The organism is Sporosarcina sp. D27 (assembly GCF_000586555.1).
Taxonomy (GTDB): domain Bacteria; phylum Bacillota; class Bacilli; order Bacillales_A; family Planococcaceae; genus Sporosarcina.
In genome coordinates, this window is the sequence record NZ_AZUC01000009.1 from 95401 (window position 1) to 108492 (window position 13092).

Consider the following 13092-nt stretch of genomic DNA (forward strand, 5'->3'; position numbering starts at 1 on the left):
ATCACTTTTTTACTTGCGCAGAGTCTGTGTCACTATACTGAGCCGATCCCATTCCACCCGTCTTGGCAATTAACGCGTTAAGCTCATTGTACGTGAGTCCAGAATTGGCGTTCAGCCGCTTCACTTCGTCAATATCAGTACCTACGATTGTGTACTTTTTATCGGTTTGCACTATATCTCGCCTCCTCTCAAACAGTGTGTACTTCTTTCTGTTTTTTATGAAAGTAGGTTTCGTCGAGAGTAGAGAGGTATTCACACATGTTTAGACAACTCCTTTTTTACAGGAAGGCTGAATCGTTCACTTTAGCTCCCCTTAGCCCGATAAAGATTATTTCAGAAAAAAAGCACCATCCACAAGGGATAGTGCTTTTTCATAGCGATTAGTTAGCTTTTTCATCTGCATCTTTACTGTAATTGTACTGCGAAGGATCCACTGGCGTAAACCCTTTTGGCGTATAGAATCTTAATAAGTCACCATTCACGACTTTATCTGATAGCTCCAATTTATGAGCCACTTCTTTTTTAAGCGCCTTCGCATCCTCTAATTGACTTTCATCGAGTGGTAAACCGGTTTTATTATCATAAAACTTTTCATTAATGGAGTCGATCTCAGGACTGACAAAATCGCCGTTTCTAAATGGAACAACTTCATTATGCTCATCTGACAATAAATCTGAACCAAATTGAACATAATCCTTCGTATCAATTCCTAGTAAGTGTAACAGTGTCGGAAGGAGGTCTGTTTGGCCACCATACGTGTGGTTGGCTTCGCCCTTCATGCCCGGGACATGTATGAACAATGGTACTCGTTGTAAATTAGCACCTGCTTGTGGTGTAATTTCTTCTCCCATGACTTGTGACATCGCCTTATTATGATTATGCGAAATACCATAATGGTCCCCATAAAGAACAATCATCGAATTATCATATAAACCTTGTTCTTTTAATTGATTGAAGGCCTGTTCGATTGATTCATCTGTATAGCGTGCTGTTTGGAAATAGTTATCAACACTTGAATCTCCAGTTTGAGCTTTATCGATTGTTACTAAGTCCTGACTCATAGTATATGGAAAGTGGTTTCCGACTGTAATAAACTTCGTATAGAAAGGTTGTGGCAACGAACTCAAATAGTTTTTAGATTGTTCGTAGAATGGTTTATCCAACAAACCGTATTCTGCCATGTCTTCTGAAGAACTCGTGTCATAATAACTCGCATCATAGAAGTGATCGTATCCAAATGATTTGTAAACTTCATTTCGATTCCAGAAGCTTCCCTTATTACCGTGGAATACAGCGGATGTATACCCATAATCCTTTAAAATACTAGGAGCAGCTTGGTACGTATTTTGCGCTTTTGTAATAAATGCAGACCCTTGTGGTAAACCGAATAGTGAATTCTCCAGCATAAATTCTGCATCGGAAGTTTTACCTTGACCTGTTTGGTGGAAGAAATTATCAAAGTACAGGGTGTTTTTATCTTTAGATAATGAATTTAAGAATGGTGTAACTTCTTCCCCATTCAATTTGTAGTCGATAATAAAGTTTTGGAATGATTCTAAATGTAAATAGATGACGTTCATCCCTTTAGCCGCACCAAAGTAGTTTGGATTTGGCTCGGCGTAGTTAGATTGCGTATAGTTCACCACTTCTGTAGTATCACTGCTATCCGCCAACGCTCTCTGTGACGATGCTTTCATCGTTTCTACTGAGTCATAGATCGAATAGTTGTACATGCCTAGATATTTTACAATATAGTTCCTATCAAAACCACGAGTCAATAGTTGCGGACGGCTAGCTTCAGCAAGTCCTAAATTTATGATTGATACGACTAATGCAACAGCAATAATTGCTACTGGTTTTTTATATCCAATACGAGTTGTTTGTTTTTGTACTTTTTTTGAGAATCTCAGGTAGAACATTACAAATACATCCACAAAGAACAAGATATCAAAAGGTTTTAGTAACGTAAGAATACTTCCACCTAAATCACCGAAGTTCTGAGTTTGAAATATTGTGGGCAACGTAATGAAATCACTAAAGAATCGGTAGTACACAACATTGGAATATAAAAGAATAGACATAAGCGTGTAAATGACAAGTAGTGATGTGTATTTTTTCTTTCCTCTAAATAAAAACGAAATTCCTAGAAAGAGTAATGCTGAACCTAGTGGATTTAATAATAGAAGGAACTGTTGAAGAGGTCCTTCCACACCTAGTTGAAATTGTGTTGTTTGAGTGATATATGTTTTAATCCATAACATCAAAACAGCTAATAGATAAATCCCTAGAAAGTTGTTCAAAAGATTATCTTTTTTACTGATTAGATTTTTCAATTTTGCACCTTCCTTTTATTTATTTGAATTTATATCTTGCTTTATATTTACTTAAATACTTAGGTTAAAAGTCAGAAAAATGTTACATTATAACAGCATTTTTCTCGCTGCTAGTGAATTTTACTCCCCATTTACACCGCTGTCAATCTTATAAACCACAAACCCACTCTAGACTAAAGCGTCAAAATTGTTGTTGTATTAATGCATTTTGCGTTTTGACCTCTTTCTAAAAACAAAAGAAAGCAGATCCTAGCCGGATGGCTGAGATTCACTTTCCTTTTGTTTACTATTTGACGTCATATACCTTTTAAAGGTTGCTGAGACACGAACTATGGAGACTGTGGGAAAAGACCCAGGTCTAACGGTATGTATTTACTTTGCACTTCATTACTCTTTCTTCTCATTTTCTGATTGCCCAAAAAAGTCTGCTAGCAGACGATCGTATAGTTTTGTATTTTTGGGTACATTATACAATTCCTTGTTCCCGTCAAATTTCATTTGTAGAGCTCCTGTATCTGAATTTAGCCAGAACCGGTAATTTAGTTCGCGTTTACTTATAACTCTTCATTAAGTTGCATAACAAAATCCCTTACAAGTTTTAAGTTTTCAGCGGACATACCGTCGATCGATTGCAGCAAGTCTTCCCTATTCACTTCCGCTACGCTAACCTCATCACAATCATCACTATAACACTCCAACAACTCTTCAAGCGTATACGCCACATAGTCTGGACTGTTTTTCTCTAAATCATGTAACCTAAATAGTTCAATTTCATCTGCAGTCGGCATATTTTCCGGTTGATTCAAGTCTCTCAAATACGTTTTTAAAGCCACCCATCTCTTTTCCGATACCGATACTTCAAATACTTGATTGAATTCCTTTCGATTCATAATCATTTCGTTCACTCTTTGGAATCCAGCTTTTAGTTCTTCGGTTGTTGCGTATTTGTAAAATTCTCCATGTCCATACTTTTGTCTAATCGCTTCAATCTCATGATCAGATGAAGATTCCGCAGGCATGTCTTTAATCTTAAGATATCTTTCAACGTCGGCCCACTTACTTTGGGGCACAGCGTCAACTAATTGGTATAAATCTTCTGCTTTCATGTTTAAATTTGCCCCTTTCTATAAGTTGATGTTTTTTCCACTCTTAGCATATCCTATAAGCTTAAAGTTAGGAATCACTATATCTGTATGATTCTTTAGAAAATAATGGTCTGTACATTTCAGACCCAATTTAGATTCGATCCCAGTCGTTCGATGTAGCGGTATGGGTTTTATATCATGGAATAGAATTAGCCGACTACGTACTCAAACGCAGTCGGCTAGTTCTGTTTTCCGGTCAATTGTAAGCCCTGCTGATCCTAATTCCTCCTGGCCACATTTTCACTACACCCTAACCACTGGCTCCATCACCGTCAACGTTCGATTCACCGTATCCATATTAACACTCGCTCCAATAGGAACTGTGGCTTTATAGTAGCTATGTGCGGTGGCTAGGTTGGTCAATAAAGGCTTACCAAGGGGAACTAGAAATTCGTTGATCAAATCCGCGTAGCTTTTCCCATAAGCTGGTTCACAGTTCGTACATTGTCCCATAATGATTCCTACGCAATCTTCAAATTTCCCAGCCATCGCTAAGTGACTTAAGTATCGATACACCGTATTGATCGGTTCGTGTGTTTCTTCCAAAAGAAGAATTCTGCCTTCCGTATTAATTTCATAGGATGTGCCCAAGGTGCCCACGAATGACGTAAGATTACCGCCTACAATCGGTCCTGTAACATTTCCGGGAATCGCTCCGATAAGTGGCACTTCGGGCGGATTAATAATTTGCCAAGGCGCAGTTACAGTCGAAGTCGCCGCAAAGAATTGATTGAAATTATAGGGAGGGGTTTGTGGATTAAAGTCTAACAATAACAAACTTTGAAAACTGATTATGTCCGCATATTCAAACAGCACATTTAATAAAATTGTGATATCGCTGTATCCCGAAACAATTTTAGGATTTTGCTTGATGACGTTAAAATCCAGGAATGGTAAAATACCTGCCACTCCGACTCCACCTCGAGCAGGTAAAATCCATTTCACTTCTGGATTTTTAAACATTTTCATTAAATCCGAAGCTCTTTGCTGGGGAGTTGCTGCAAGAAAACCATTGGCGGAATACACATGATCTCCCACTACGACTTTAAACCCCATCGTTTGCAACATCCGAATCCCTTCATTAATACGATTAGCCGCCAGTGGACTCCCAAGCGCCACGATTCCTACAGTGTTGCCCCTTTTTAATTGCTGCGGTGCCGTAGCCATTACCCAATAGCTCCTCTCCACATGTAAAGGTAGACGTACAATTTCCCATCGTGTATTAGCATATGTCTGTGGGCCTATTAGGAGAACACTATGGGTTTTCGTATATTCGGTTACACAAGAGGGAAGAATTTTCCCATATATTCTTCAAAGAATAGTTGAAGCATTGGACTAGTACGTGGATCTGTGAATCTGCAATTTGCTGGATGACCAGTTTTACCGTTTTTATGAGCGGTTTTATGCTCAACGGAAGAAAACGCACCCTCTCACGTCACAAATTCTGGCTAATACAAAAAACACCTTCCACAAGGGATGGTGTTTTTGATCATACTTCTATGGAGACGGTGGGAGTCGAACCAACTGCACTTATAAATGCTATAACATCAGTATTCATAAAGGTTTATAGCTGCTAGTGAAAATGTTTGACTACGCTTATGACTACGTTTGATAAAAAATGTGTTGCGGGGGCAAGGTTTTATAATACTATATTTCTTATTTAACCAAATAGCTATTCATACTGTGCAAGTGATGATAGTAAAGAAAAAGTAGAAACTCAAAAGGATTACTGTTTAATAATTCCCTCTAAATCATTACAGCACCTTCAATTCCTCTACCATTTCATTTATCTGCGGTATCCAAATAAAATAGTCACGAAGCCAGAGATGAAGACAACAAGTTGGTGCAAAAAATGAATGCCTTATTCTCTGACATAGCTTGTAATAAACTATATCATGATTAAGAACAGCCATTAGCAATTCCATGAACCCTTCAATTGAGGTGCCCAATATTGTATACCCTTGTTAAAGGTGTTTTTTTTCAAATCTATAAACCTACTAACCACTTCTGCCTCTGATAACTGCTAAAGTCCATTCAATTATTATTTATAATCGTTGTTAATCCCTATCCTATCGTTATGAGGAACTCTGGAATCTCTTTTGCAAATAGGTTATTCTACAATTGCCTTGACTATTCAAATCTTCCATTCCTAGCCTTTATGGTAGCTAACACCATTCAGATACTTGCACCGGCAAGGAATACTTTACTGTATCCTAGACCTATTTATCGCTTTGGTTAAATCATAACCTGATCAAAAATTTAATTTCTATTACTCAAATTGGAGCATTAAGTACGCATCGCTAAAAAAAATATATCAGGACCGTAAAACTTCCACATTGAAATCCAATTAAAAAAGATGCCTGTGTAATAAACAAACATGATTGTTTTTACACTGGCACCAATTATTTTGGATTTATAATTAAAACTCTAACAAACCACACACTAGACGTGTGCTATGTTAATAAGAAGAACATAAATGGGTTAAAGTGGTGCTAACCTGATTGCTTTAATAAAAAATCCGCTGCTTAGAAGCCACAGCTTAGACTATTTTTCAAGATTTTTTCTGCAACCCAAGATAATCCTTTGTGGGCTAAAAATGGGTTATCTAAGTTTAAAGTCTTTAAATTGGATATAGCTAATGACTCGGCTACCTCTTGATCGATTTTATAATTCGATAAGCGAAGTAATGACGTAGTTAATTCTTCAACCAAGATAGCGTTAACACTATCGTTGTCCATGACTAATGTACTCGACATGTTTAACCACTCCTTCTTTTACGTAATGTACAGCTTTCATAACAAGCTTATCACAAATAACTTGATTGTGCACAGATAATTGACGAGTTGATGTTGTTTTTTTTGTAATTTCGTCCACAAACTGCTCTTTTGTTATAAGTTTCCCTTTAAATTGAGGGACCAGAATATTAGGGTTACTATCACTCATTACACCATATATCAAATCATAATCATGCATTTTTTTTTGTGGATTCAAACGATTTTCCAATATAAAAAGAGCGAAATCTTCTGAATAACTCGGGAAGCAAGTTGTTTTCACATCAGGGGCGATGAAGAAACTCTCTGCTATCGGATCGATAAGTTCATACTCTATTACTATCGGCGTCAATTCATCTTCGGTGAATGGGAATTGATTTCCCATTTCCTTCATATATCCAATCATAGTCTCCGTATAACGTTTAGCCATTTCTAAATCAGGTGCAAGATAAAATCCATGCCCAAAGTCTAATTCTTTTCCTATATTGTGATTAACTAAAGGACCTTTTAACTTCAAATTGTTAAGTGAGTCTAATGTTGTTCCATGATACCAACAATTATTCCTCAGTATCTTTTTATATTTCTCTTTTAAAGTTATGAATTCTGTACCAAATGAAGTCATGATTTCCCCCTAGTATATTCCGTTACAAACAATCCCATACCTTTTATTGTACTATAATTTATACTTTGATGGAATCTAATGAATAATTTTACTCTGTGTCTGATTAATTAAGTACGTTCCCCTTTGAAACGGAATTAAAAAGAATGTAATGAGTTCACTATAAACTAAAGGAAAAACAAAAATCTCAGAATACCCATATTAATACCGCCTGATTTTTGCTATTTTAACCTATAAGACTTCATAAAAAACGGAAAAAATTGCACGTTACTACTCGTTATATGATTTCTCCGATTCTTACAGACGCCTCCGTCTTTGGTTTATTAAGCAATTTCTATAACTGGTTTTTTGATAAACTTTCGAACGATTTGTAGCCTTGCTCTCTATCACGGTTAACGAAACCAAAATGGCACTTAGTAAATAACGAGTGCTTTTTCTAATTAAATTGCTACCCAACTCACTAAGGTTATTCCAAAAAATATAACCTTCTCAGATAACCATTTTTAACTTAGCAGAAACTATCGCCCATAATCGATGTTCTAGGCGATGGTTTTCTTGTCTTGATAGTTTGGATTATAGTTAGCAACGAGAAAGCAAGTTCCCCCTTGTCCCCACCATATACTCACAAAGACATCAACTAACGTGTTAATCACTTGCTGAAGAATTAGTTCTTATAATGACGATACATTTTGATTACTGTAGGATTATGGATTCTCTTGAATTTCCGCCCAAAATTATTCCATTAATTTCGCGGGTATCGGATTTCCTTTGTTCAATCTTACTAAGCACCACATCTTAATATAAAAATAAAGTAGCTACTCCCATTAACCTTAGGAATAGATACTTAATCTTATGGTCATTTTGCTTCTATGTCTAGTCCTTCATCTTCATCAAGTTGCATAACATAATCGCTTATAAGTTTTAATTTTTCAGCCGACATAATGTTTATCGATTGAAGCAAGTCTTCTCTTTTCACGTTTACCACACTATCCTCTGCACAATCATCAATATAACATTTCATTACCTCTTCATGAGAGTACGTCACGTAGTCTGGACTGTTCTTCTCCATATCGTGTAACCAAAACATCTCTATTTCATGTGCAGCCGTCATATTTTCTGTTTGATTCAAGTCTCTCAAGTACGTTTTTAAGGCCACCCACATTTTTTACGATACCTTTACTTCATATACTTCATTGAATTCTTTTCGATTTATAATCATTTCGTTCACTTTTTCGAATCCAGCTCTCAGCTCATCGATTGCTGTTTATCTGTAAAATTCACCATTCGCATCCCCTTGTCTAATCACTTCAATTTCGTCATCAGATGGAGCTTCGGTAGGAATAGTTTTAATTTTAAGATATCTCGCAACATCAGCCCACTCGCTTTCGGGGACTGCATTAACTAACCTATACAAATCTTCCTCCATTATGCCTAACCGCCCCCCTCCTTCATTTTAGACCTGTTATCACTTCGATGAGTCCTAGTTTCATTAGTTCTTGCTAAGCTTCTCCAGTGCCTTAAAAGCGCTGTCTGTGCGCCAAACAAATCAAATCCATTCTGAATTGTGTCTGAGTTGTACCGTGCAAAGGCAACACTTTTGTTTTAAAACAATCATGAATGTTTACATAAACATGAGAGTTGAGTGCACAAGTACCTGACACTTAATATCATTATTACTGTATCGGTTGGATTTCCATATCAATATCTACAGGGCCATTTAATTTGAGTAATAGGTCTAAGGCTGACATATTTGGAAGTTCAGTTAAAAAGTTATAGGCCATTTCATTCGACTCAAATGCAAAGGACTCTATCAAGTTTTCAAAGACATACTGACCTTCTCGCTGTATATACAATAGTAAGTGGATAACACTGTTTGCTTTTTCATTACGTATGTCTGGTTTCATATTTTCACCTAAAATCAAAATTTCGAAACGAGTATTGTCACTGTTTATAATTTGCGAGAGTAATAACATATGCTTCATTTCAAAAGGAATCTCAACTTTTTGATTCAATTTATGATCTCCTCCTGCGAGATATTTAGAGACAGATATTTTTCAGGTACTTTTCGAACGACGAATATTGTTCCTAGGAATATTCTCATCAATAATACTGTTCTATATAGATATAAGCCTTATCAAATACTTCTTTATCCTTAATCTTGTACTTATTCCAGATCACACTGCGAAGTGCCTTCTTTACCTTTTTTTCCTGTGGTAGTTCTTTACAAGCCATCAAAACGTACAATCATTACGATGTAATCGATAACAGCAACAATACGCTCAGAGTTTTAGCATTCTTAATGCCTTTAAAGAACTCTGCGCGTGGTGATTTCACACGATCAAATTCTTCTTTTGGTACAACTTCCTTCTTCGCCTGCGCTGCCTCTCTTGCAAGTTCAAGCAACTGCTTAAGGAACTAATACTTGTTATCAGCCCCTGTTCATGGCGGTCACGTACTTCTTCAAGCTTCTCGCCAAGTTTAACGAATTTGGGGTCATTTGTATGTTCACGATTCTTAGCAACCAGGTCGATTTCTATCTTTTAGGTTGTTCTCTTGACATCATTCTGCATACGGATGAGCTCGTGAATCAAGTTTGCATCTAATGTAAGGAGATCTAGGTCATCATGTGCCTCTCCAAAATCTATGTTTGCGTGAACCAGTTCCAATGTTTAGCATCAAAAGATATCCATACAAGCGCATTACGATTGTCCGTTGGCTTTACAGACTCATAAACTTTACTATGCCATACATAGTCCAATTTGTAGTTATCAAGGAATGGATCAGGGGACAGCGCATCCCAGGCAATATTCACAACACGGTAATCTGCTGCGAATTCATCCTTCTCCTTATTAACACTCTTGTGCTGCAAGTTAGTCTTCCCAGCCTTCAGCAGTACGGTCAACGCCCACCCGGTTAGGTTTCTCGAAATCTTCTAGACTTGCCTCATAAGGCTTCAGAACAAGATTTAATCGAGATTCAAGTTGAGAAGGATTTTCTTCAATAATATCCGCCAATCCCTTGAAGATTTCATCATAATACTCTTCTTGAATAACGTCTTTAAATGAACGTATTTTCCCCATAGCCAAGTCTCCTTGCTCTTCTGATAAATATAAGTCTAGTACACTATTCTCCTAGAAATCCAAATACCTCCAAAAACTGATTCTCAACAAAATTTTTATCCTACTCAATTTAAATTTGTAACTGCCCCTGCCCACTACTCACGCTTTTCCAAATCATTTATGTAAAGAGCCAAGGATTAAATCCTCCTTAGCTCTTTTCTAACACAATCAGCTACCTAAAAGACCGAGAAATTTACTCAGTTCTTCCTTGGCTTCGTCAGTTGTCCCGTTCAACTCATTCAAAAGCCCAAACAAGTTATCATATGAATTCGCAATTTCTTCTTTAACTTCTGCTAACTCTTGAGCCACTTGTGAAAGTGGAATAACTTCTTCTTCCTCAAACGTGTCGACATAGCGTGGAATGTTTAAATTGTAATCATTTTCTTTGATTTCATCCAAAGATGCCACATGAGCATATTTCTCTACGTCTTCACGGTTACTGTAAGTTTCGAGAATTTTATTGATGTTTTCAGAAGAGAGGTTGTTTTTGTTTCTACCTCTTTCAAACTCGCTCGAAGCATCGATAAACAAAATATCCTTATTCTTACGTGCTTCACGACCTTTAAACACCAAAATACATGTCTGGATTTGTGTTCCGTAAAATAAGTTAGCAGGCAAACCAATAACGGTGTCCAATAGATTGTTATCGATGATATTTTTGCGAATTCTACCTTCAGATGCACCTCTGAAGAGTACCCCATGCGGCAAGACAATCGCCATAGTTCCAGCTTTATCTAAATGATAAAGTCCATGCAGAACAAAGGCATAATCTGCTTTGGATGTCGGTGCTACACCATAACCCTTGAAACGTGAGTCTTTTTCTCGATCGACGTCCTTCGTATTCCAATTTTGAGAATACGGAGGGTTCGCTACAACCGCGTCAAACTTCAACGGAATTTGTGTACCGTCTTTTTCAGCAAATGGCCAGTCTCCATCAAGTGTGTCTGCACGTCTGAGCTCCATATTGCGATAATTGACCCCATGCATCATCAAGTTCATGCGAGCTAAGTTATATGTTGTGGTATTCAATTCTTGTCCGTAAAACTCAACACTTCCTTCTTCCTCACCATTTGGTAATTCTTTTTGGACAGTTAAAAGAAGGGAACCTGATCCCATTGTGGGGTCATAGACACGGAATTGACCATCAATACCTACTACATCAATCGTTACAATTTTCGCCAGTATTTGACTAACTTCATGAGGTGTATAAAACTCCCCGCCCTTTTTACCAGCGTTGGCAGCAAACTGTCCAATCAAATACTCGTAAACATCACCTAAAATGTCATGTCCTGAAATATCTTTAAACGTGAAGTCGTTAATTATCAATACGATATCATTTAAAGCCTTTGCTCTTTCGTTTGTACTTGTACCTAGACGGATATCTCCAAGGTTCACATCAGCAAATATATTTGCAAAATGGTCTTCTGCGGCTGCATTACGTTTGGCATTTGTATTGAACTTGTCAAACGTGTCTTGGAAATCACTAGCTTTAATTTTGTGATTTTCAATTTTCGCTATAATTTTATCCCAAGTGTAGGCTGGGTCAATAGCATAGCCAAGACCTCTACTGATTTCTTCGAGGTAATCTTCTATTTCAGCGGCATCGGTTACTTCGTAAAACTCTTCCAACCCATTGACTTTTAAATATTCATCTTGATTTTCTGATAAGTACCGATAGAACATAAATGGCAAAATATAGTTCTGGTAATCATTTGCACTCATTGTCCCACGCAGTTTGTTGGCCATTTCCCATAGTTTTGATGTAATGTCTTTTGCATTGCTCATTTGTGCAGTCTCCTTTTCTTATACAAACATTTGTTGAAGCAGTAATTTCTTCAAATTTTTAAGCGAATTTAACTCACGCTGATGAAGGGTGATGAGGTTGTCAAAGCTTTCAAAGAACGAGCCAATATTTTCTTGTTCTTCAGCATTTTTTGGAAATGAAACGTTTGTTTTAGCAATATTTGCTTTGCTCAAAGATAATACCTTGGTACCTTGCATAAGCGGTAATAGCGTATTGTGATACGCAGGCGAGTTCAAATAATAGCCTAGGTATTTAGGTGCAAACTCTTGATTTGGTCGTGCCACCATTGTGTGTAGGCCAGATACAGCAAAGTTATTTGTGATACCAGTAACTTCGATAGCTTTACCAGTTGTTTCATCTTCTGCTGTATCAGCGATAATTACGTCACCGTTTTGCAACCGCTGTTTCTTATAATCTTCAGGTTTACCATCAGTAACCCAAGGGACATAATCGCTATTAATATCAACGATTGTATCAAATTTCACAAGGATGTCACCATAGTGAATGTTTTTGACTTCTCCTTTATCATAGTTCAAATTTGCACGTGATAATGTGTTGTTTGAAATTGAGAAATCTAGTACATAGGAGAACTTACGATGTTCCCAATCATCAGTAAATCCTGCAAAGCGAATTTCGGGAACATTGGCTCCATCATTCGGAAACATTTTTTGAAGTAGACTCTTTTTAGTATCCTTCAGCAGCTCCAACTTACGATAATGAAGGGCGATGATGTTGTCTAGTTGATTGAAAAAGTCTCCAATTTTCTTCTGTTCTTCACTATCTTTAGGCACCAGCAATTCAGTTTCAAAAAAATCTGAGGCAGCTATATTTAATAACCCATGATTTCTTGCACCTTCCGCTGCATGCTTTGATACTTCACGATACCAATAAGTTGTATCATAATACTTTGTAAGAAAATCAGAATTAATATCTGTAGTTTCAAAAACAATATATAGTGTTGAAAGTACTCCTTTATCGTAACGATCTAGCCTTTTTACTGCCCCCCATGGATAACCATTTGAATACGATTTGTTATAAGCAAATTCACCATTTCTAACTAAGTAATAGCCACTAACATCTCGGCTGGCAACTGTCTTATTAAAAAATTCATTTTGGCCTATTAATCCGTCTTGCGCTGAAATTGTTAATGGTAAGGTTGATTCCAAATCTTTATTTTTTCTTGTAACCCTTTTAACTACTTCCCCCAACTTACGCTGTTCCCAAGCATCTATAAATCCTGCGAATCTAATTTGAGGTGATTTTGTTATTTTATCGCTCATTTCCGTTCTCCTTTTTGATGT

Annotated in this window: 13 protein-coding genes; all 13 read right to left on the reverse strand. The window is 37.0% G+C overall.

Annotation, left to right across the window (positions count from 1 at the left end; all coding sequences use genetic code 11):
- Position 1: 1 nt before the first annotated feature.
- Positions 2-172 (reverse strand): hypothetical protein, encoded by a 171-nt coding sequence (locus tag N693_RS20350; protein ID WP_025783030.1) that lies wholly within the window; start codon positions 170-172, stop codon positions 2-4.
- Positions 173-380: 208 nt separating this feature from the next.
- Positions 381-2333: an LTA synthase family protein gene (locus N693_RS0101510; RefSeq protein WP_025783031.1), complete on the reverse strand. Its 1953-nt coding sequence runs from the start codon at positions 2331-2333 to the stop codon at positions 381-383.
- Between the two features lie 554 nt (positions 2334-2887).
- Positions 2888-3439, reverse strand: coding sequence for a hypothetical protein (locus N693_RS0101520; protein ID WP_025783032.1), 552 nt, complete (start codon positions 3437-3439; stop codon positions 2888-2890).
- A 282-nt stretch (positions 3440-3721) separates the two neighbouring features.
- On the reverse strand, positions 3722-4645 hold the full coding sequence (locus N693_RS0101525; protein ID WP_025783033.1) for an LD-carboxypeptidase: 924 nt from the start codon (positions 4643-4645) through the stop codon (positions 3722-3724).
- 1358 nt (positions 4646-6003) lie between these two features.
- On the reverse strand, positions 6004-6234 hold the full coding sequence (locus N693_RS0101530) for a hypothetical protein (protein WP_025783034.1): 231 nt from the start codon (positions 6232-6234) through the stop codon (positions 6004-6006).
- Complete coding sequence (locus tag N693_RS0101535) at positions 6203-6871, reverse strand: DUF3990 domain-containing protein (RefSeq protein WP_025783035.1); 669 nt, start codon at positions 6869-6871, stop codon at positions 6203-6205. Before N693_RS0101535 ends, N693_RS0101530 begins: the two co-directional genes overlap by 32 nt.
- An 853-nt stretch (positions 6872-7724) precedes the next feature.
- The gene (locus N693_RS0101540) at positions 7725-8006 is read right to left on the reverse strand and encodes a hypothetical protein (RefSeq protein WP_156028843.1); all 282 of its coding nucleotides are present in this window, start codon (positions 8004-8006) and stop codon (positions 7725-7727) included.
- 126 nt (positions 8007-8132) lie between these two features.
- Positions 8133-8294: a hypothetical protein gene (locus tag N693_RS20105; RefSeq protein WP_156028844.1), complete on the reverse strand. Its 162-nt coding sequence runs from the start codon at positions 8292-8294 to the stop codon at positions 8133-8135.
- A 247-nt stretch (positions 8295-8541) separates the two neighbouring features.
- Positions 8542-8880: a hypothetical protein gene (locus tag N693_RS0101550; RefSeq protein ID WP_025783037.1), complete on the reverse strand. Its 339-nt coding sequence runs from the start codon at positions 8878-8880 to the stop codon at positions 8542-8544.
- Between the two features lie 629 nt (positions 8881-9509).
- Entirely contained in the window at positions 9510-9737 is a 228-nt protein-coding gene (locus N693_RS0101560; RefSeq protein ID WP_025783038.1) for a hypothetical protein, read from the reverse strand.
- Position 9738: 1 nt separating this feature from the next.
- Complete coding sequence (locus tag N693_RS0101565) at positions 9739-9948, reverse strand: hypothetical protein (RefSeq protein WP_025783039.1); 210 nt, start codon at positions 9946-9948, stop codon at positions 9739-9741.
- Between the two features lie 207 nt (positions 9949-10155).
- Complete coding sequence (locus tag N693_RS0101570) at positions 10156-11772, reverse strand: type I restriction-modification system subunit M (protein ID WP_025783040.1); 1617 nt, start codon at positions 11770-11772, stop codon at positions 10156-10158.
- 18 nt (positions 11773-11790) lie between these two features.
- Entirely contained in the window at positions 11791-13071 is a 1281-nt protein-coding gene (locus tag N693_RS19825; protein WP_025783041.1) for a restriction endonuclease subunit S, read from the reverse strand.
- Between the last annotated feature and the right edge of the window lie 21 nt (positions 13072-13092).